General features: G+C 43.2%; 24 protein-coding genes and 1 pseudogene. 1 reads left to right on the top strand and 24 read right to left on the bottom strand.

The window, feature by feature from the left end:
- Positions 1 to 41: 41 nt before the first annotated feature.
- From AM592_RS18835 to AM592_RS18795, 10 genes and pseudogenes are all read right to left on the bottom strand, one after another.
- Positions 42 to 671 (bottom strand): DUF1349 domain-containing protein, encoded by a 630-nt coding sequence (locus AM592_RS18835; protein WP_053605213.1) that lies wholly within the window; start codon positions 669 to 671, stop codon positions 42 to 44.
- A 270-nt stretch (positions 672 to 941) separates the two neighbouring features.
- Positions 942 to 1,343, bottom strand: a pseudogene (locus AM592_RS24795) (ROK family transcriptional regulator); the annotation flags it as partial.
- 107 nt (positions 1,344 to 1,450) lie between these two features.
- A complete protein-coding gene (locus tag AM592_RS24790) occupies positions 1,451 to 1,774 on the bottom strand; it encodes an MFS transporter (RefSeq protein WP_225970271.1) in 324 nt (107 codons plus the stop codon).
- Complete coding sequence (locus AM592_RS18825) at positions 1,732 to 2,757, bottom strand: MFS transporter (RefSeq protein ID WP_225970270.1); 1,026 nt, start codon at positions 2,755 to 2,757, stop codon at positions 1,732 to 1,734. Before AM592_RS18825 ends, AM592_RS24790 begins: the two co-directional genes overlap by 43 nt.
- Before the next feature lie 192 nt (positions 2,758 to 2,949).
- Positions 2,950 to 4,416 carry an alpha-ketoglutaric semialdehyde dehydrogenase GucD gene (gene gucD, locus AM592_RS18820; protein ID WP_053605211.1) on the bottom strand — a complete coding sequence of 489 codons (1,467 nt, stop codon included), beginning with the start codon at positions 4,414 to 4,416 and terminating at the stop codon, positions 2,950 to 2,952.
- Between the two features lie 22 nt (positions 4,417 to 4,438).
- Positions 4,439 to 5,614: a UxaA family hydrolase gene (locus tag AM592_RS18815; RefSeq protein WP_053605210.1), complete on the bottom strand. Its 1,176-nt coding sequence runs from the start codon at positions 5,612 to 5,614 to the stop codon at positions 4,439 to 4,441.
- On the bottom strand, positions 5,601 to 5,906 hold the full coding sequence (locus tag AM592_RS18810; RefSeq protein WP_053605209.1) for a UxaA family hydrolase: 306 nt from the start codon (positions 5,904 to 5,906) through the stop codon (positions 5,601 to 5,603). The genes AM592_RS18815 and AM592_RS18810 overlap by 14 nt, the downstream gene beginning before the upstream one ends.
- A gap of 42 nt (positions 5,907 to 5,948) precedes the next feature.
- Positions 5,949 to 6,848: a fumarylacetoacetate hydrolase family protein gene (locus AM592_RS18805; RefSeq protein ID WP_053605208.1), complete on the bottom strand. Its 900-nt coding sequence runs from the start codon at positions 6,846 to 6,848 to the stop codon at positions 5,949 to 5,951.
- A 74-nt stretch (positions 6,849 to 6,922) separates the two neighbouring features.
- Positions 6,923 to 7,690 (bottom strand): IclR family transcriptional regulator, encoded by a 768-nt coding sequence (locus AM592_RS18800; protein WP_053605207.1) that lies wholly within the window; start codon positions 7,688 to 7,690, stop codon positions 6,923 to 6,925.
- Between the two features lie 329 nt (positions 7,691 to 8,019).
- Complete coding sequence (locus AM592_RS18795) at positions 8,020 to 9,426, bottom strand: Ig-like domain-containing protein (RefSeq protein WP_053605206.1); 1,407 nt, start codon at positions 9,424 to 9,426, stop codon at positions 8,020 to 8,022.
- 386 nt (positions 9,427 to 9,812) lie between these two features.
- Between AM592_RS18795 and AM592_RS18790 the strand changes: the two genes are divergently transcribed.
- Positions 9,813 to 11,378: an MIR domain-containing protein gene (locus AM592_RS18790; RefSeq protein ID WP_053605205.1), complete on the top strand. Its 1,566-nt coding sequence runs from the start codon at positions 9,813 to 9,815 to the stop codon at positions 11,376 to 11,378.
- A gap of 453 nt (positions 11,379 to 11,831) precedes the next feature.
- On the opposite strand, the gene rpsI is transcribed toward AM592_RS18790, so the two are convergent.
- The 14 genes from rpsI to AM592_RS18720 form a co-directional block, all read right to left on the bottom strand.
- Positions 11,832 to 12,224 (bottom strand): 30S ribosomal protein S9, encoded by a 393-nt coding sequence (gene rpsI, locus AM592_RS18785; protein ID WP_053605204.1) that lies wholly within the window; start codon positions 12,222 to 12,224, stop codon positions 11,832 to 11,834.
- Positions 12,225 to 12,243: 19 nt separating this feature from the next.
- Positions 12,244 to 12,681 (bottom strand): 50S ribosomal protein L13, encoded by a 438-nt coding sequence (rplM, locus tag AM592_RS18780; protein ID WP_053605203.1) that lies wholly within the window; start codon positions 12,679 to 12,681, stop codon positions 12,244 to 12,246.
- 171 nt (positions 12,682 to 12,852) lie between these two features.
- Complete coding sequence (gene truA, locus AM592_RS18775) at positions 12,853 to 13,596, bottom strand: tRNA pseudouridine(38-40) synthase TruA (protein WP_053605202.1); 744 nt, start codon at positions 13,594 to 13,596, stop codon at positions 12,853 to 12,855.
- A 9-nt stretch (positions 13,597 to 13,605) separates the two neighbouring features.
- The gene (locus AM592_RS18770) at positions 13,606 to 14,403 is read right to left on the bottom strand and encodes an energy-coupling factor transporter transmembrane component T family protein (protein WP_053605201.1); all 798 of its coding nucleotides are present in this window, start codon (positions 14,401 to 14,403) and stop codon (positions 13,606 to 13,608) included.
- Entirely contained in the window at positions 14,400 to 15,269 is an 870-nt protein-coding gene (locus AM592_RS18765) for an energy-coupling factor ABC transporter ATP-binding protein (protein ID WP_053605200.1), read from the bottom strand. The genes AM592_RS18770 and AM592_RS18765 overlap by 4 nt, the downstream gene beginning before the upstream one ends.
- A complete protein-coding gene (locus tag AM592_RS18760) occupies positions 15,245 to 16,090 on the bottom strand; it encodes an energy-coupling factor ABC transporter ATP-binding protein (RefSeq protein WP_053605199.1) in 846 nt (281 codons plus the stop codon). The genes AM592_RS18765 and AM592_RS18760 overlap by 25 nt, the downstream gene beginning before the upstream one ends.
- Before the next feature lie 105 nt (positions 16,091 to 16,195).
- A complete protein-coding gene (rplQ, locus tag AM592_RS18755) occupies positions 16,196 to 16,558 on the bottom strand; it encodes a 50S ribosomal protein L17 (protein WP_053605198.1) in 363 nt (120 codons plus the stop codon).
- A gap of 67 nt (positions 16,559 to 16,625) precedes the next feature.
- Positions 16,626 to 17,570, bottom strand: coding sequence for a DNA-directed RNA polymerase subunit alpha (locus tag AM592_RS18750; protein ID WP_053606172.1), 945 nt, complete (start codon positions 17,568 to 17,570; stop codon positions 16,626 to 16,628).
- Between the two features lie 172 nt (positions 17,571 to 17,742).
- Complete coding sequence (gene rpsK, locus AM592_RS18745) at positions 17,743 to 18,138, bottom strand: 30S ribosomal protein S11 (protein WP_053605197.1); 396 nt, start codon at positions 18,136 to 18,138, stop codon at positions 17,743 to 17,745.
- A 20-nt stretch (positions 18,139 to 18,158) separates the two neighbouring features.
- Positions 18,159 to 18,524: a 30S ribosomal protein S13 gene (gene rpsM / locus AM592_RS18740; RefSeq protein WP_053605196.1), complete on the bottom strand. Its 366-nt coding sequence runs from the start codon at positions 18,522 to 18,524 to the stop codon at positions 18,159 to 18,161.
- 21 nt (positions 18,525 to 18,545) lie between these two features.
- Complete coding sequence (gene rpmJ, locus AM592_RS18735; RefSeq protein ID WP_003156543.1) at positions 18,546 to 18,659, bottom strand: 50S ribosomal protein L36; 114 nt, start codon at positions 18,657 to 18,659, stop codon at positions 18,546 to 18,548.
- Between the two features lie 33 nt (positions 18,660 to 18,692).
- On the bottom strand, positions 18,693 to 18,911 hold the full coding sequence (gene infA / locus AM592_RS18730) for a translation initiation factor IF-1 (RefSeq protein ID WP_053605195.1): 219 nt from the start codon (positions 18,909 to 18,911) through the stop codon (positions 18,693 to 18,695).
- Positions 18,912 to 19,194: 283 nt separating this feature from the next.
- On the bottom strand, positions 19,195 to 19,941 hold the full coding sequence (map, locus tag AM592_RS18725) for a type I methionyl aminopeptidase (RefSeq protein WP_053605194.1): 747 nt from the start codon (positions 19,939 to 19,941) through the stop codon (positions 19,195 to 19,197).
- Complete coding sequence (locus AM592_RS18720) at positions 19,938 to 20,591, bottom strand: adenylate kinase (RefSeq protein WP_053605193.1); 654 nt, start codon at positions 20,589 to 20,591, stop codon at positions 19,938 to 19,940. The genes map and AM592_RS18720 overlap by 4 nt, the downstream gene beginning before the upstream one ends.
- Positions 20,592 to 20,597 lie beyond the last annotated feature (6 nt).

The following is a 20,597-nucleotide window of genomic DNA, read 5'->3' as shown; positions in this document are numbered from 1 at the left end:
CTTCAAAAGTGAGTGAGTACACGTCAAGCACCTATAAGTCATTAATAAACTTTTGTATCATTATTTATATTTTCAATCTTTATAAAGTCGAACTCTGCTTCGCAGCCTTCTCCTTGCGGACTACAAGCATAGATGCCAACTTTAATATTATCTGTCTCTTCAACTAGATGAGTCATTCTTATTTGACTCCACGAAGTACCATCTAATGAATAATCAACATAGTAATTGTTTTCTCTTCTTGTAATTCGATAAAAAAGTGAAGTATCGTCTTCTGAAAATTCCTGGCTAGACCAATCAGAATAACCTTGATTTGTTACGACAACACCTAATTTACTATGGCCGTCAGGTATATATTCAACAGAAGTCTTTAACCAAGTATTATTTGAAAATCGTACCATTAAACCTGCTTGGTCGTATCTATTTTTTGGTTTTGATTTTACTTTAGTAGTTAATCTAAAGTCTCCGTGCAGTTCATAGTACAAAAAATGTCCATTATCAGCTTGAAAACCATAATGTGTTTTTTGCCAAAAATCCGTTTGCTTGTCAGTTTTAATCATTAAATTCGAGCGTTCAGGATTAAGCTCCCACTCTTTAGGCGGGGAATACCATTCTAAATTTTTATCAATTTCGGTATTATTGAACTCGTCTATCAGTATGATGCTATCACTCATAATCATTGCCACCTTTACTTATTATTCATTCCGTTTTCTGTAGCTTCCTAATCGGAATTGAAAGTTGATTTGTGCAAACACCTTCAGCAGGTTTGCCAAACAATGATTTTAAAAGACCGCCGTCACAGTATTTGTCATGCTTTACTATCGTTCTTATGAAAATAAACAATCCTGTAATAAACCTGCCGATTGTTATTTCTGCGAATATAAGGAAACATTGTGCAGCTAACGCTTCGGAGTAATCATAAGACCTATTCCAAGACTTTGTAATCAATATAGATAATCCTGTTTCCAATCACTCATTGTAAGCTCTGGAAGGTGCTCTGCCGGAATATATTTTGAACTCCTTTTTGCAATTTGGTTTATTATTAATTTGTTCACTTCATCATTGCAAAAAATGAACATATGATTAATGATAATTACAAACGAAGCGACTAACCGGTAATTGCATCAATCTCATTTTCCTCACGGACAGATGCTTTCTTAGGACTATTTCCATTTTGAAAAGCTTGTAGAAAATTACGGTCATTATACTGAGGGACGAATGAAACCTCTCCCGAGAAAAAAGTAATTCCTCGTACCACGTCTCCATTTTATCAGAATTCCTGCTACTGGACCATTTTGACCGGAATACAAATAGATAAGGGACTGATGGCTGTGATTGGCGGTCGAAAGCGTTTTCGAGTATAAAAAAGCCCTCAACCCAAAAGGTGTGAGAGCGTCTTGATTATTGCAATTCGAACATTTCTGCATATACGGACCGAATAATTAATCATTTTTTATAAACTCAACTGGCTGCTTGGTGAGTCCACCCCAGGAATAATCGGTTCTACCTTTCCAAGCCAGAAAAGATAAGTTAATGCACCCGCCAAAGTAACAGCTCCAGATACTAAAAGAGCCGGGATAAACGAATGAGTCGAAGTGATGATGAAGCCGGTCACGATCGGCCCTAAAATCCCTCCTATGTTCGAAACGCAATTTTGAAGGCCTCCTGCTATTGAAGTCATATTAGGCGGCGCGACGTCTCCCGGCAGTGACCAAATCGCACAGGCAGCTGTCGTTAAACCGGCATAAGAAACAGACAATAAAGCAATGGAAAGCACTGCGGAATCAACCAATCCGGAAAAGCAATCATCGTTGCCAGCAACATACCTCCAACAAGGCTCAACTTACGTACAAAGGTTAACGAATAGCCTTTTGAGTAAAGGTGGTCGGAAAACCAGCCCGCGATGAGTTCAGCCACTAATCCAACTAAAGGGGGAATCATCGAGACCCAGCCCATTTTCATCAATTCAAAGCCGCGTTCTTGAACGAGGTAGGCCGGAAACCATGTAATAAAAAAGTAAATCGCATAGTTTAACATGAAAAAGCCGACACACATGGCTTGAATATTACGGTATTTTAGTAGCTCGTACCATTTCATCGACTTTGTTTGATTAAGCCCTTCTTTTTTGACCTGCCCGTCCCGAATATAGGTTAGTTCATCTTGATTGACATACATATGCTTTTCCGGGTCACGGTAATAGGCCCACCAGATAACTACCCAGATCAATCCTAATAGGCCGGAAACGATAAACGGAACTTTCCATCCAAACATCGTCATTAACCAAACAACAAGCGGCATCGCTAAAGCTGTCCCCACTTTGGATCCACTATCAAAAATTGCAGAAACCCTGGTCCTTTCTTTATCAGGAAACCATTTCGCTGTTACACCTGCGTTACTTGGGTATGCGCCAGCCTCTCCTATTCCTAACAGCACACGAAAGATTAGGAGAGATTTCAAACCTTGGCTGAGAGCTGTCAATGCAGTGGCAATTGACCACCAGGCAACACAAAAAGCAAGCGAGAATCTCTGCCCAACTTTGTCGGCTAACCAGCCTGCAGGAATCTGAAATAACGCGTAACTCCAAAAGAAAGCTGACATGATAATGCCCATTTGCGCTGCATCTAGTCCAAACTCCTCCATTAAAGCAGGTGTTGTCGCTGACAAAACGGTTCGATCCAAATAATTAATTGCAATAGCAGCCCACATGAGAATAGCTATGTTCCAGCGAACTCTTGTCCTTTTTCCCGTTCGTTTTCCCATTATTAAACCTCCCCTAAGCGGTATTCTTCCAGTAAATTTTGTAAGCGCTTACCAAAAATCAAGTGAGAGTCCGTGGAGACGAGGTTTTGAGATTCTCTTAAATAGACATTGTGGTGACTGGACTCCCGTAAATGAAAACCGTTCCCTAAAATCCTTCTAACTTTTAGGGAACGATTTATATAGCCAATCCGTTTATGCTTTTACAAAAACAGTTTTGATAGAGGTAAAGAATTCGATTGCCGCTTGTCCCTGTTCTCGGGAGTGAGAACTGGATTGTTTCATTCCTCCGAACGGTGCCTGCAATTCTACACCTGCTGTTTCAGCATTTATTCGAACAAGTCCGGCATCCGTTTCGTTAATAAACGAAAGCATTGTACCAATGTCTTTTGTATAAATGGAGGCACTAAGCCCAAATTCTACATCATTGGCAAGCGTAAGTGCTTCTTCAATTGTTTTAACTTTTATGAGTGCAAGGACTGGGCCAAAAATTTCTTCCTGAGCAATAACCATATCGTTTGTGACGTTCTCAAATATTGTCGGAGAAACGTAAAAACCATCTTCGGTGCCTTTTTCATCACAATATCCACCGCCGAATATCAATGTTGCACCTTCAGCTTTTCCTTTTTCTATATAGGAAAGAACGGTGTTCATCTGACTTTCACTGGCACACGGGCCCATCCACGTGCCTTCCTCCATTCCGTTTCCTATGGTAATCTCTTTTACTTTTTCAAGTAATTTGTCTTTAAACGCATCATATACCTCAGCCTGAACAAATACCCGGCTCGTGGCCGTGCATTTTTGCCCTGTCGACCGGAGTCCGCCGCTTATCGTTCCTTCTACCGCCAAATCCAGGTCGCTATCTGCTGCAATGATCACTGGATTTTTCCCGCCCATCTCCAATTGATATTTCGCTCCTCTAGCTAGGGCAGCATGACCAATCTGTTTCCCGGTTACGTTTGAACCTGTAAACGTAATACCGTTGACATTTGTATGGTTGGCAATTGCCGCCCCTACAACAGAACCTGCGCCAGTCACCATATTCACGACGCCAGCCGGAATGCCTGCCTTATCCATGCACTCAACAACCTTAGCTGCTGTAACAGTTGCCTCCATTGCCGGTTTTATCACGACTGTATTGCCGTATATGAGCGCCGGTGCCATTTTCCAAATTGGAATGGCTACTGGAAAGTTCCACGGAGAAATAACGCCGACAACTCCAAGCGGAACGCGTGTCGTAAACATTAAGGCTTCACTGTCAGTAGACGGAATGACGTCTCCTACTTTGCGCATTCCCTCACCGGCATAGTAGCGCAAAATCGCGATCCCGCGCATCGTCTCACCTTTAGCTTCTGGAAATGTTTTCCCCATTTCCCGTGTCATCGATTCGGCAATTTCGTCCAGACGGCGTTCAAGTTGGTCGGCAATTTTGTAAAGGTAATTGCCGCGTTCGGCTCCAGAAAGCTTTTGCCACGCTTTTTGCGCCTGTTTTGCCGCGAATACTGCTTTATCAACATCCTCTTCAGTTGAGGATTGGATTCTTCCTACGATTTCGTTTCTATTGGCAGGATTAATGCTTGTCACTACATTGTCTGAAAGAGATGCGACCCATGTCCCATTAATATAATTAAGATAGGTTTTCACTTGCGTTGTAGTTGTCATAATCAAACTCCTTTCCTTATCTTTAAAATGTAGGCCCAATTCGCCAAATACCGAAATCATGCTGCTTGAGAATTTCTGCTTTCGTAAACTTCCCGGAAGCAACAAGCTCGATTTCATCTAAAATGTGCCGACCAACCGATTCGATCGACTCTTTTCCTTCGATGATCGTTCCAGCGTTCAAATCCATGTTATCTCCCATTTCTTCAAACATTCTTGTATTTGTCGCAATCTTAATAACAGGGGCAATGGGAGATCCGGTTGGAGTACCTCTTCCTGTGGTAAACAGGACAATTTGAGCTCCTCCTGCAACCATGCCCGTCAACTGCTCAATGTCATGTCCAGGTGTATCCATCCAAACCAGACCCTTTTTCGATGGAGCTTGGGCATAATCAATCACTTCCTGCAAAGGCCTGCTGCCTGACTTATTCGAAGCGCCTAACGACTTTTCTTCCAGAGAACTTAAGCCTCCCTTGATATTTCCAGGGCTTGGATTTCCCGTTCGAATATCAACGCCCATCTTGATTGCCCGGTTTTCCATAGCCCCAATTACTTCATATACACGTTTGGCAGTTCTATCATCGGCCGCACGTTGAGCCAATAGATGCTCAGCACCAATAAGCTCTGTTGTTTCTGCTAAAATAGCAGTACCTCCATGATCAACCAGCATGTCACTAACCACTCCAACTGCAGGATTTGCGGATAATCCGGAACATGCGTCCGAACCCCCGCATTCTGTTCCAATCACGAGCTCGCTAAAATCGCATAATTCTCGCATTTGAGCAGAAGCATCCTGAACCATTTTTGCGGCAATTTTAGATCCTTCGGCGATTGCACCGAGCGTTCCTCCGTGATCTTGAATCGAAACCACTTCAACCGGCTTTCCTGTCTTTGCCAGTTCTCCAGCTACACTGCGTGCTTGGTGGGTTTCACAACCAAGCCCTAAAACAACAACTCCATAAACATTCGGATTTGTCCCCATTCCTACATATGTACGGAAGGTTTGGTCGTAATCTACTCCCACCTGGGCACACCCATGCTGATGAATAAAAGAGACAGTGCCATGCACCAATTCCGTAATCTGTTTTGCGGCTTGCGTTGCACAAGTAATCGTTGGCAAAATCAGCACATGGTTTCTCACTCCAACTCTGCCATCGGAACGCCTATATCCCCAAAATGTCTTTTCATTATTCCACTCCAACTTTATCCCCCCGCCCGCGTTTTCCCTCTAGATTGTGAATATGAACATGTTCTCCCGGTTCAATATCTTTTGTGGCTGCCCCAATGACTTCCCCGTATTTAAGAATATCTTCACCCTTGGAAATTGGTTTGACGGCAAACTTATGCCCGAATTCAATCGTACCTTTCATTTCAATGAAAAAGCGTTCATCTTGGCATGCCACTTGGACATGGCTCCCTGCTGGTAAACTCATTAAAGCAACAGCTACGTTATCATGCGGTTTCATCATTACAGTCCTAAAATCTGTATTCATAAATAACCTCTCCCGCTTTACATTTTTCTTATAAATATCTGTTTATGAAGTTGGTATGGCTGGATTCGCCAAGCGGACAGGATTCTGTAAAACACCGATATCAGAGATTTCGATCTCGATTCTGTCCCCATCTGCTAAGGTGAATTCATTGGGCGGTATAATACATGTACCAGTCAATAAAACAGTGCCATCAAAAATCTGATTATCTTTAAGCAGATAGGAAACTAGTTCATCAAACGTTCGTTTTAATTGGCGCGTACTCGCTTTTTCTTCTACAACTTTTAAGCCGCCTCGATAAATTCTGCATGTGATCTCAAATTGATAAGGATCTTGAACCGTTTCTGCCAGAAGGACGGCCGGTCCAATGGAACAGGAATGTTTCCAAACTTTCGCCTGAGGAAGATAAAGCGGGTTTTCCCCTTCAATATCCCGGCAGCTCATGTCATTTCCTATCGTGTATCCTAAAATCTCTCCTTTGCTATTTATGACAAGCCCTAACTCTGGCTCTGGGATTTGCCAATGAGAGTCACTGCGAAGGCATACTTCATCATTTGGACCCACTGTTCTAGCTGCTGTAGACTTCATGAAAATCTCCGGGCGTTCTGCATCATAAACCTTGTCATAGAACGTAACTGATTCAATTTCTCCTTCTGAAGACTCAAAGTTTCTGGCATCTCTGCTCCTTTCATAGGTGACACCGGAAGCCCAAACCTCTGGCGCTTCAATAGGAACCAGCAAAGATAAACTTTCAACAGAATGAGAAATTGGATCCACACCCAAGACAGCGCTTTCAACAAAGGCCAGAAGAGAAAGATTTTGGTCATTTGCTTGTTGGACCAGTTTCATAAAATCCGCTTGAGGCAGTGGATAAACCTTTCCCTCTTTTGTTAATGCAGCCAGAATCGCAACAGAATTTTCATTTACATAACGAATGATACGCATACCATACCTCCTGATAAATGTTTTATATTATAAAACTCAGTTTTAATATATAAACATGAAAGAAGGGATCCGATTTATCTTAATAGTATCCCAAATCCCATTTGTTCTGATAATTCGGAGCCGACTGCCTTTAGTTGAGCAGCAAACTCCTCTAACTGAGTTTCATCAACGCGGGCAACAAGAGTAGAAAGACTAATAGCAGCAATGGTCTCATTTTCATTATTTCGAACGGGTACTGCAATACAGCGAACCCCTGGCTCATTTTCTTGATTATCTATTGCGTATCCCCGAGTACGAACTTTTTCAAGTTCAAGCATGAAATCTGCTTTGTTTGTGATGGTGTTTTCTGTTTTTTTAAAGTAATCATATCCGTTTAAAACCTTTTGTATTTCTTCTTCCTTCTTAAAAGCGATTAAGGCCTTTCCAACAGCAGAGCAATGGAGAGGGATTCGTCTTCCTATCCGGGAATAAAGGATAACAGCCATGGGGCCTTCCACTTTATCTACGTATACCCCTTCTTTTCCATCTAAAATAACAAGATGGGCGGTCTGCCCTGTTTTTAATGAAAGGTCTACTAAATACTTCTTTGCTATATGCCTGATATCTAATGACTGAATAACATAATTTCCTCTTTCAAAAAGCTTCATTCCTAATCCGTATTTTCCGTTTTCCGAATTTTGCTTAATGTATCCATATTCCTGAAGAGTTTTAAGTAAAGAATGAATCGTACTTTTATGCAGGCCCATAAGCTCGCTGATATCTGTTATCTTTAGCTCAGTTGTATGTTCGTCAAATAGGTCGAGGATACGAAGGGCTCGTTCTACTGATTGAATGATGGGCATACCATATCACCCTTCCGTTTTATAATATAAAACTGTATTTTACTATTACGAATAATTTCGGCAACCTTAATATAATACGGATTATTCTGAAAAGTCAATTGATTTTTAAAATTTTCTCGGCATCACTTGGTGAAGACACTGCCCAAAAATAGGTGGTCCAAAGCATTTTCAGGCATAAAAAAGACCCCCAAGCAAAAAGCCTGGGGCCTTCCAAACGCCAGCATTTATGGTTTTGTATGGCTTTAAGATAGGTAAGCAACAAAAATATATATAAGTTGTGTGTAATACCCTTATAACAATTTGAGTAAAGAAAGAAAAAGTTTTTTATACTATTTTGATCCAAGGAACAAGTGGGAGAATGTGTTATCCCACAATACACGCCAATAAGATTCTGAGTTAAGTGCTGGCAGTTCAATAGTCGCTGTTGTAACATACACAAAGCCGTTTCCTGACTCAAAGTACGCTGTCGTCGGCAAAGTACCGTTTTTTCTTATGGCCATAAGGACGGTTGCATTTGACGGTAAGTTATCAAGTATACTAAAAGAAGCGTAGTAATAATATAGTGATTCAGGTAAACCTTTTGTAATCGGTGAATCAGTGTTCACTACGAAATTTGTATAATGATAAGCTTGGGTTTTTCTTATGTTATTCGGACCTATTGCCCAATCTCCCTGTTGCCATCCCATACACGCACCGCCAAAGTAGAGAACACCTCCATTTGCGACCCATTCATCTATTTCGGCCATACGAGTTCGCAAAACATAATAGACGCTTTGTGGTTGGTCTGAAGCTAACACTATACGATCAAATTGACTAAAATCTACGGTGGCAAGTTTAGTTGAGTCAACGACAGTATAAGTCATATTATGTTCATTAAATGTTTGATTCCAGATGCTCGATTCCCAAGGTAAAACTTGTTGAATTAAAAGAATGTTTTCTGCTCTGAACTGCAATTTAGACGGAGTATAAAATTCAATGACTTTTTGAACACTTTGTTTATTTACAGCATCAGAGTATGTGTTATCTTGGGAAGTGATGGTTAAATTGACGGTTTCAGCTTTGTTATTACGTAAGCCGATGCTGCCTTCTCCATTATCATCCTCATCTATTACCAAGGGATTTGATTTCAACGTGGAGCTATCACTCGTAACATGTACTGTTGCATTAGTAGCTGGATTTCCATAATCATCTGTAACTTTTATATTCACTTTTCCTTCTTCTTTCGTAGAAACCCGTGCGTTTTCCACTTCAGCCCAAAGATTTGTTGCTTCTCCTATAGCCGAGCCCGTTTGAAAAGAAAAAGTATAACTAGCATTATTTGAGTTGTTCTCTGTGCTTTTTAAGTCGGCTTTAACCGACAGGGTAACCTCTTGAATTGAATGGCGTTTTAGATTTCCATGAGTAACGGTAATTCGTTTGCTCTCAGGATCGTATGTACTTTCGGTGGAAATGCCGTTTATGGCAACATCAAATTTTCCGCTTGAAATCTTTTTTTGAAACCTCTTGAATGCGGGAGCCTTCTCATCCAAACTGATTTCAATTTGTGTATCAGGTCGAACACCAGTAGCTCCATCATCAGGCATTACTGAAGCAATAGGTAACATCTTTTGTAGTTGGGACTCTCCATTTACCTGAACTGCGGTCTGTGGATTTTGAATTGATGAAGCCGCTTCCGCCGTCCATGCTAGTGAAAAGGCCAGCAAAAAAACTAAAATCGATGAAAACAATTTTTTCATAAAAAACTCCCCCATAGCTTTTTATACAACGATTCAAGTTATTCTCCTTTCCTACAAAAAATACCTCTTTATATCTAGTTAATTATCTGGACAAATTGTGGCCTTAGTCATAATCTTTTCAATCGACTGGACCTTTAGACTTATTTGCATAAAACTTGTAATATGCTCATAACCATTTTGAGAAGCATTTCAGCTTCATTGTTCTGAGATTGATTGAGATAGGTGGTGTACACATGGCTGTTCCAGGTAATCAACGGGAATGAAAGTTTTGTAAAACGTAATGATAACCAAAAACAACAAAGATTTGGTTAATTTTTTTGTTGTATAGAAGCAACGGGAACCATTGAAAATGGTACCAATACCTTTCCGAGTGGAGTGATTAAAAGATGGCCGACCAGCTTAAGCCGGGGCAAGAACTAACAGCAAACCAACAGATCACCGCAAACAATGGGCGAGCATTCCTGATCATGCAGGATGATGGGAACTTCGTACTCTATGAAGTACACCGAGGCAACAACATACCGGTTTGGGCGTCCGGCACCGACGGCAGTGGTGCCGTGAAAGCAGTCATGCAGGATGATGGCAACCTTGTCGTCTACAAGGCAAATGGACAGGCGGTCTGGTCTTCTGACACCTGGGGGAACGCCGGAGCATATCTCATTCTTCAGGACGATGGGAATGCGGTGGTCTACACCAACCAGGGAAATGCGATCTGGGACTCAGGAACGTGGCGCCATAGTCGAAAGCTTGGTTTTAACCCAGCGGATCACGGGTTTTTGTTTCCAAACAGTTTCATCAATTCTGTGGCTAAGATTCCGGGCTATGGACAGGTGACAACCGAGGGACGGTGCGGCGGAATGGCTTTTGCCGCGCTCGACTACTTCCTCGGGGGCATTCCAGTTCCGAAATACGCCGGGAACTTGTTTAATGCAAATGTTCCCCCGGATGGACACTGGCTTGCGGATTACATTTACAGTCGGCTTATGGACAGCTTCCTTGTACCTTCCTCCATCAAGTATATTCATTGGTCCGTAGCGTCCGATCATGCTACCACCTTTGGAGGAAAGGGAGTTACCCGCTGGACGAAGGAGGAAGAATTTCCAAAGCTACGGTCGCGCATCGATGCCGGTCAGCCGGTTGTCCTCGGGCTGATAGATGCAACCAGCCTCGGGGAGATCGGATCGAAGAATCACCAGGTTCTAGCCTATGGGTATGAGTGGCATTCGAAAGCTGACATTATGAAAGTGTTCGTGTACGATAACAACACGGTAGGAAGGGAGGTAGTTTTGTCCTCCGAACCAGGCAACCCTCACTTTGACGCCACGAACACCGACCCTTGGCGGGGATTTTTCGTAGTCGACTACCAGCAGAAGACCCCGCCTGTGTTCACGACCATGCCGCCTGCGGCCAATGCTGCGGTCCGATACGGTCAGACCATTAAGGTAAGTCATCTCATGACGGGGCTGACTCTCCATTCGCACGCACTGAACTACGGCCACCGCGGCAGCTCAGGTCAGCAGCAGGTAACCTGCTTCAGAGGGGCAGATGACAATGACCTCTGGAGGGTCAAGGGACCACATGGTACGGAAGCGAATCATAGGAAAGATGAAGTAGTCCAACATGGCGATGTGATCCGGCTTGAGCACGTGGTTACGCAATGCAACCTGCACAGCCACTCGGGACACCCTTCCCCTGTCACCGGTCAGCAGGAGGTGACCTGCTTTGGCGCCGGAGATCAGGGAGACGACAACGACAACTGGCGGGTCGAGGTCGACGGTGGTGGTCAGTGGACCGCTCAGCGACGAGTCCGACTTGTCCACCTGAGCACCAACCATACGCTTCACTCCCACCGCGGGCTCAGCGATTCCCGCTGGACTGCCGGCCAACAGGAGGTAACCGGCTTCGATGGCCGTGACCACAATGACTGGTGGTGGCTCCTCGAAATTCGATGAGAGTGATCATGTTTCAAGTTGTCGGGTGACATGAAGAAAGCCGCTTACCGGGTAAAGAACCGGCAGGCGGCTTTCGTGTAATCCATACCCCCAATCTTAACAACCTCGTGATTTCCTCGATTGGGCCACAGTAACCTGCGACCTCGCCGTCCGCGTTTTTGACGATAAAAAAAGACCGCTATTCAACTAAACAGCTCCGTTCTTTTATGTGCACCTTTGTTTAGAATGGTTTATTAAATTTTTTATAATTCATAAATAAAATACGATACCTTTATAAATATTCCGTGATCAGAGTGTAGCAAGAAATTTAATGGCATCCAACATATATAGGTGGTTTAAAATTACTTTTTTTCTAGTACCGTTCCCTCTAGATTGATATGTGGTCAAAATCGTTTTCAGGCATAAAAAAGACCCCCAAACCAAAAGGTCTGAGAGCCTTCCAAACGCCAATAATTAACGTTTTGAGAACTGAGGTGCACGGCGAGCGCCTTTAAGACCGTATTTTTTACGTTCTTTCATGCGTGCGTCACGAGTCAGCAAGCCTGCACGTTTAAGAGTCAAACGGTATTCTGGATCCGCTTGAAGAAGTGCGCGGGCAATTCCGTGGCGGATTGCTCCGGATTGTCCTGCGTAGCCGCCTCCATTTACGCTAACCAATACATCATAGTTAGAAGCAGTTTCCGTAAGAGTTAGCGGTTGTTTGATATCTTCAATAAGAGCTGGAGATGGAATGTAATCTGTAATTTCACGTTGATTAACAACGATACGTCCTTCGCCTGGTACTAAACGCACGCGTGCTACAGAGCTTTTGCGGCGGCCTGTACCGTAATATTGAACCTGTGCCAAAATAGTTAACCTCCCTTAATTATCCTCGAAGCTCGTAAACTTCTGGTTGTTGTGCCTGATGCGGATGCTCAGCGCCACGATATACATTTAATTTCTTGAACATTTGGCGGCCTAAAGAGTTTTTAGGAAGCATGCCTTTGATCGCTAGTTCAAGCATTTTTTCTGGATAGTTTGTACGCATCTCAAGAGCAGTTCTTGATTTTAACCCACCTGGATGTTGAGTATGGCGGTAATAGATTTTGTCTGATAGTTTTTTACCAGTCAATTCGATTTTTTCAGCGTTGATGATGATCACATGATCTCCTGTATCAACGTTTGGTGTATAAGTCGGCTTATGCTTGCCGCGCAAAATTGAAGCAACTTCAGTAGACAGACGACCAAGCGTCTTACCAGCTGCGTCAACAACATACCATTTACGTTCAACTGTACTTGCTTTTGCCATTGGTGTTGTACGCATTATATTTCCCTCCTGGTTCATTTCCATATGTTAAAGTTTCAATAAACAAATTGCTACGTTCTATTTCAAAACACGAATAAGTTTCCGGGGCTTATTTGTGGGGTTGAAATACATACCATATGATATCTTATAACTTTCTAGTCCTGATGTCAAGCTAATGTTACACCTGGATTAGTTGTCATAATTCACTTGCCATAAATAGAGGCCGTGAGCAGGTGCTTTTTTTCCTGCAGCCTGCCGGTTTTTAGCCTCTATGATATCCGTAATGTGATCCAGCGATATTTTGCCTGAGCCAACAGCAAGGAGCGTTCCGACAATAATCCGGACCATATTATATAAAAAGCCATTCCCAACAATGATCATCTGCAGGCCTTCATCGGTTTTCTCCCATTCCAGCTTATAAATGGTTCGCACTTTGTTTTCTTTACCGCTTTTAGGAGAACAAAAGCTGGTGAAATCATGGGTACCGACAAGGAGGTTTCCTGCCTCCTGCATCGCTTTCAGCTCAAATGGATATGGATAATGATAGCTATACAGGCGACGAAAGACGTCAGGATGCTTGCTTGTATCGATAAAATAGCGGTATTCCTTCCAACTCGTCCCGTATCTGGCATGAAAGCTTTCATCCACCGTCTCCGCTTGTCTGACAACGATATCAGGCGGCAGCAATGAATTTAAGGCATAAGGCCATTTGTGATCAGGGATCGAAAGCGGAGAATCGAAATGAACACACTGGCCGACTGCATGGACACCGCTGTCTGTTCTCCCTGATGAAATGACACTGATTTTCTCTTTCGATTTATGAAGCACTTTCAATGCTTTTTCAAGCTCTTCTTGCACCGTTCGTTGGTTCGGTTGGACCTGAAATCCGTAAAACCGACTTCCGTCATAGGATAAAATTAATTTTATTCTCATACAGATCACCTAAGTTCGCAAAACAAATAATACGACAGCCAGAATGCATAGGCAAAACAGGGCTGCTGTATCCTTCAAGCCCCAGACAAGCTGCCGGTATTTCGTTCTCCCTTCGCCTCCTTGATAACCTCTTGCTTCCATCGCAGTAGCAAGATCCTCAGCGCGTTTAAAGGCACTGACAAATAAAGGGACTAAAAGAGGAACAATGGCTTGAATCCGGTCTTTTATCGGACCGCTTGTGAAGTCTGCACCTCTTGCCATTTGCGCCTTCATTATTTTATCTGTTTCCTCTAAGAGGGTCGGAATGAAGCGCAAAGAAATCGACATCATCAATGCGAGCTCATGAACAGGCAGCTTGATTTTTTTCAAGGGACCCAGAAGGCTTTCAATGCCATCTGTCAATTCAATGGGAGTCGTCGTCAAAGTTAGAAGGGTTGTAATCATAATAAGATAAACGAACCGCAACGAAATAAAGACCCCTTGAACCAAGCCTCCCTGGTGAATATTAAGAAAACCAAGATCTAAAAGAACCGGGCCTTCTTTTGTCATCAATATATGAAGCAAAAACGTAAATAAAATAATAATTAGAACTGGTTTTAACCCATTAAGCAAAAAACGCCACGGCAGCCTTGTCAGAAGCACCGTAAAAAGTGTAAATAGGCCGAGTATCACATAAGTAAGGAAGTTATTGGCTAGAAATACGATAAAGACAAAGAAAAAGATCGATAATAGCTTTGATCTCGAGTCAAGCCTGTGAACAATCGATGAGCCGGGTACATATTTACCAATAATGACGCTATCTATCATAAGGCATTCTCCTTCTGCAGGAGTGCGAGGATTTCGTCAGCCGTTTCTTCGATTGACAAAGCCGGCAAGGAAAAAGATTTTCCCAGCTTTTGCTGAAGCAGGCTCTGAAACTTTATTGTTTCAGGCATGTCCAACCCGAGTGAGGATATATCCGTTTCTTTTGAAAAGAGTTCACGCGGGGTTCCTTTAGCTTTCACCGTACCTTTGTTCATAACGATCATTTCATCTGCATATCGTGCGGCATCCTCCATGCTGTGTGTGACAAGAATCGTCGTCACGCCGCTTTTTTGATGAAGGTCATAGAACATGTCCATAATTTCCTGCCTTCCTCTTGGATCAAGCCCTGCCGTCGGCTCATCGAGAACGAGGACTTCCGGCTCCATTGCCAGCACTCCCGCAATCGCGACCCTGCGCTTTTGACCGCCGCTTAATTCGAAAGGAGATCGTTCCAGAACGTCTTCAGGTAAATGGACCATGTGAAGCAGCTCTTTCGCTTTTTCTTCGGCTTTCTGTTTACTGACTCCGAAATTCATTGGCCCGAATATGATATCCTTCAACACGGTTTCCTCAAATAGCTGATACTCGGGAAATTGAAACACGATTCCTACCTTTTTTCGCAAGCTTTTTAAATCCTTATTCTTTTTTCCTGCTTCTAATACTGTGCCGCCCAATGTAACGCTCCCTTTTGTCGGCTTTAAAAGGCCATTCAAATGCTGAAGCAGGGTGGATTTCCCTGATCCCGTATGGCCGATTACTGCGACGTAGCTTCCTTCATTGATCTCGGCGTTGACGTCAAAAAGAGCAAGCCTTTCAAAGGGAGTCTTCATCTGGTATCTGTGCTCTAAATCTTTGATTGTAATGTCCAAAGCTCATCCACCAGCCCTTCATGCGTCAAATGATCTTTCGTAAGCGGCACTCCCTTTTCTTTTAACAGCCTGCTCAAACGAAATGAAAAAGGCAAATCGAGACCAATTTCGACAAGCTGGTCATCCATTTTAAAGATATCATCAGGGGTGCCTTCCGCATATTTTTTTCCGTCATTCATGACGATGATTTGGTCAGCCTTGGCTGCTTCGTTCAAATCATGGGTAATCGAAATGACGGTAACCATGCTTTTGTCTTTTAACTGCCTGACTGTTTCCAAGACTTCTTCTCTTCCGCGCGGATCCAGCATAGACGTTGCTTCGTCTAAAATGATCAGATCGGGCCGGGCGGCAAGAACTCCCGCAATCGCTACCCTTTGCTTCTGCCCGCCGGATAGATGGTGCGGCTCTTGATCAAGAAAGTCTTGCATATTTACCTGTTTGGTCGCCCAATCAACTCGTTCGATCATATCCTCGCGGGGTACACCGTTATTTTCTAAACCAAAAGCCACATCATCACGTACGGTGCTGCCGACGAACTGATTATCAGGGTTTTGGAAGACCATGCCGATCTTCTTTCGAATGGCCCATATTGAGTCTTTTGTAAGCTGCAGGCCATCAACGATAACTTCCCCCTCATCCGGAAGAATCAATCCATTTAAGACGCGGGCAAGCGTTGATTTTCCAGAGCCGTTATGTCCTACGATCGCCAGCCATTTCCCGCGCTCCACTTGAAATGAAACGTTATCTAAAGCCGGCTTGGCCGAATTCTCTTGATAACGGAATGTAATGTTATTGGCAGTGATCAGCGTCTTATCGTCCATAGCCCGGCACCCTTTCCTTCTCCAACGTAAAAAAGCTAAAAAAAAGGGCATAGATTCAGTTTATCAACTGCCACGCCCTTCTTTTTAATCGCACACGATATTTGATTAAACGAGTTCGATGATAGCCATCGGAGCTCCGTCACCACGGCGCGGTCCAAGCTTCATAATGCGAGTGTATCCGCCTTGGCGCTCCTCGTAGCGAGTCGCAACATCAGAGAATAGCTTTTGAAGAGCATCTTGGTTGTTCTCTTCATTAGCAACCTCATTGCGTATATATGCAGCTGCTAAACGACGGGCATGCAAATCTCCGCGTTTACCAAGCGTGATCATTTTTTCAACTACTGAGCGAAGTTCTTTCGCACGTGCTTCAGTTGTTTCGATGCGCTCGTTAATGATTAAATCAGTCGTTAAATCACGAAGCATCGCTTTACGCTGAGCACTTGTACGTCCTAGTTTTCTATATGACATGTGGATTCCCTCCTTTAAACGAAATTCCTTTCTTACACAAGAAAATGCTAGTTCACATGGTAACTAGTCAATCATCCTTGCGAAGGCCAAGCCCAAGCTCTTCCAGCTTCGCTTTTACTTCTTCTAGCGATTTGCGTCCAAGGTTGCGAACCTTCATCATATCTTCTTCTGTTTTGTTCGCGAGCTCTTGAACGGTATTAATGCCAGCGCGCTTTAGGCAGTTGTAAGAACGAACAGAAAGATCAAGCTCTTCAATCGTCATTTCAAGAACTTTTTCTTTTTGGTCTTCTTCTTTTTCCACCATAATTTCCGCGTGCTGAGCTTCGTCAGTTAAACCGACAAAAATATTTAAGTGCTCTGTTAAAATCTTTGAGCCTAGTGCTATGGCTTCTTTTGGTCCAGTACTTCCATCTGTCCAAACATCGAGTGTAAGTTTATCGTAGTTTGCAATTTGGCCTACACGAGTGTTTTCGACCTGATAAGAAACGCGGGATACCGGAGTGAAAATAGAATCAATCGGGATAACGCCAATCGGCTGGTCATCTCGCTTGTTTGCATCAGCACGAGTATATCCACGACCTCTTTGAGCAGTCAAACGAACTCGAAAACTCGCATTCTCTCCCAAAGTAGCGATTTGAAGATCCGGATTTAGAATCTCTACATCACTGTCATGCGTAATATCGGCGGCTGTAACAATACCTTCACCCTGCACATCAATTTCAAGTGTCTTCTCCTCTTCGGAGTAGATTTTGAGTGCGAGTTTCTTAATGTTTAAGATGATCGATGTAACATCTTCAACAACGCCTTCGATTGTTGAGAATTCGTGCAGAACACCATCTATCTGGATCGATGTTACAGCGGCACCAGGAAGTGAGGATAAAAGGATACGACGTAAGGAGTTACCCAGTGTTGTACCATATCCACGCTCAAGTGGCTCCACGACGAACTTCCCATATTTCGTATCGTCGCTGATTTCAACCGTTTCGATTTTTGGTTTTTCAATTTCAATCATCACATAAAACCCTCCTTCAAAACGTCGAAACCCCGGAAAGAATCAAGAGATTCTAACCGAAATTCCCCAATGTTCAGTCCCGTATGTGCTAGGAAACGAAACGCTGATTCGTTTCATAAATAACTGTATCATAACCCATTATTGACAGGGACACAAAATCTATACAAACAATTTATACACGGCGACGTTTTGGCGGACGGCATCCGTTATGAGGAACTGGTGTTACGTCTCTGATTGCAGTAACTTCTAGTCCGGCAGCTTGAAGGGCGCGAATTGCAGCTTCACGGCCTGAACCAGGACCTTTAACAGTAACTTCCAACGTTTTCAATCCATGCTCAATTGATGCTTTTGCAGCAGTTTCTGCAGCCATTTGAGCAGCGTATGGAGTCGATTTACGAGAACCTTTGAATCCTAGGCTTCCGGCACTAGACCAAGAAACAGAATTACCTTGTGTATCCGTAATCGTTACAATTGTGTTATTGAACGTTGAACGGATATGAGCGATACCAGCTTCAATATTCTTTTTTACACGGCGTTTACGTGTATTTGTTTTACGAGCAGCAGCCATTCTAAATTACCTCCCTTACGTTATTTTTTCTTGTTAGCTACAGTACGACGCGGACCTTTGCGGGTACGTGCGTTGTTTTTTGTGTTTTGTCCGCGAACAGGCAAGCCACGGCGATGACGAATTCCTCGGTAGCTTCCGATTTCAATCAGACGTTTAATGTTAAGAGATACTTCACGGCGAAGGTCACCCTCAACTTTTAATTTGTCAATGCTGTCACGGATTTTTCCTAGTTCTTCCTCGGTCAAATCACGGACGCGTGTATCTTCAGATACTCCCGCTTCTTTAAGAACCTTGCTTGCAGTTGAGCTTCCGATTCCAAAAATATAAGTCAAAGAAACAACGATACGCTTGTCGCGCGGGATATCTATTCCAGCAATACGAGCCATGCTTTTGGCACCTCCTTAAATTTATCCTTGTTTTTGTTTATGTTTTGGGTTTTCACAGATCACCATTACTTTGCCTTTTCTGCGAATAACTTTACATTTTTCACAGATCGGTTTAACAGATGGTCTCACTTTCATGTGTTTCCAACCTCCTTCAGTGTCCGGAGTGCTTTATTTGTAACGGTACGTAATTCTGCCACGGGTTAAGTCATATGGAGATAATTCTACCGTAACTTTGTCTCCAGGTAAAATGCGAATGAAGTGCATGCGAATTTTACCAGATACATGAGCCAAAACAGAATGACCATTCTCAAGTTCAACTTTAAACATCGCATTTGGCAGAGTTTCTATAACAGTGCCTTCCACTTCAATTACATCGTCTTTCGCCATTCAAGTGTCTCCCTTCTTCAAATCAGTAACTTGCTTTCTGACAAATCCAATTTGTCACATGCCCTGTTTCGTATATACTGTTCTGAACTTCCGGAGATACGCGGGTCGTAAAGGTTACATGATTGATATTTCTTCTTAGGAGAATGAGATTTACGTCTCTCCGTTTGTAATTAGGATACGTGAATCATCATATATGCCTGCCTACAACAACATCCTGCTTTTCTTACAGATTGAGTCAGGTTAAACCTCTCATCAAGCGAAGTTTTGCTTTCATTCGACTCCACTAGGCTTTTGTCAGTATATCAAAACCCGAGTCAGTAATCGCGATTGTGTGCTCAAAGTGAGCGCAACGCTTTCCATCTACCGTAATGACCGTCCAGTTATCAGCCAGCGTTTTTACATACCGGCTGCCGGCGTTCACCATTGGCTCAACGGCAAGTACCATACCCGGCTTTAATCGCGGTCCTTTGCCAGGAGGGCCATAGTGGGGAATTTGCGGATCTTCATGCAATTCCTGACCTACTCCGTGACCGACATATTCTCTGACGATGGAAAATCCTTCTCCCTCCGCATAGCTTTGTATCGCATGGGAAAGATCAGATAAACGGTTGCCCGGTTTCGCTTCCTGTAAGCCTCTATATAAAGATTCCTCTGTTACATCCAAAAGATTTTGATCTTCTTCTGAGATCGTTCCAACTGGATATGTCCAAGCAGAGTCACCGTGATATCCATTGTATTTAGCGCCAATGTCAATACTGACAATATCACCATCATGAAGCACACGGCTTCCTGGAATGCCATGTACCAATTCTTCATTTACCGAAATGCAAATGCTGCCAGGAAATCCGTTATAACCTTTAAAAGATGGGATTGCCTCATGCTGCCTAATGAAACGATCTGCAATCTGGTCTAACCTTTTCGTTGTTACACCCGGCTTAATATGCTGCTTTAATTCCTGATGTGTTAACGCAACGATTTGACCGGCCCTTCGCATAATTTCCAATTCGCGGGGCGTTTTACAGATAATCATTTGTTTAAGCTCCCAAGCAAATCCTTGATATCTCCATATACTTCATTGATGTTCTTTTGGCCGTCAATATCGACGAGATAGCCTTTATCAGAATAAAACTCAAGCAGCGGCTTTGTCTGCTTTACATTGACTTCCAACCTGTTGGAAACCGTTTTTTCGTTATCATCTTCCCGTTGATAAAGTTCTCCACCGCACTTATCGCATACCCCTTCTTTTGAAGGAGGATTAAAAACCAAATGATAAGTGGCGCCGCAATTCTTGCAAATCCTGCGGCCTGTCAGCCGTTCCATCAATATATCTTTATCAACGTTGATGTTTATCACATAATCAATTGACTTATCTTGCTTAGCTAAAATGTCTTCAAGAGCACCTGCCTGAGCGACGGTCCTTGGAAATCCGTCTAACAGGAATCCATTGCTGCAATCATTCTTTCCAAGTCTCTCTTCGACGATACCTATTGTCACCTCATCGGGGACAAGTTCACCTTTATCTATAAAGGACTTCGCTTTGAGACCCAGAGCTGTTTCTTCTTTCATCGCAGCACGAAACATGTCGCCAGTCGAGATGTGAGGGATGCCGTAATCTTCTACAATTCGTTCAGCCTGGGTGCCTTTACCGGCTCCCGGCAGCCCCATTAAGACTAAGTTCATTTCCGT

Source organism: Bacillus gobiensis, assembly GCF_001278705.1.
In the GTDB taxonomy this organism is placed as follows: Bacteria; Bacillota; Bacilli; order Bacillales; family Bacillaceae; genus Bacillus; species Bacillus gobiensis.
The sequence above is the reverse complement of the archived record's forward strand: the minus strand, read 5'-3'. Positions and strand labels throughout refer to the sequence as shown.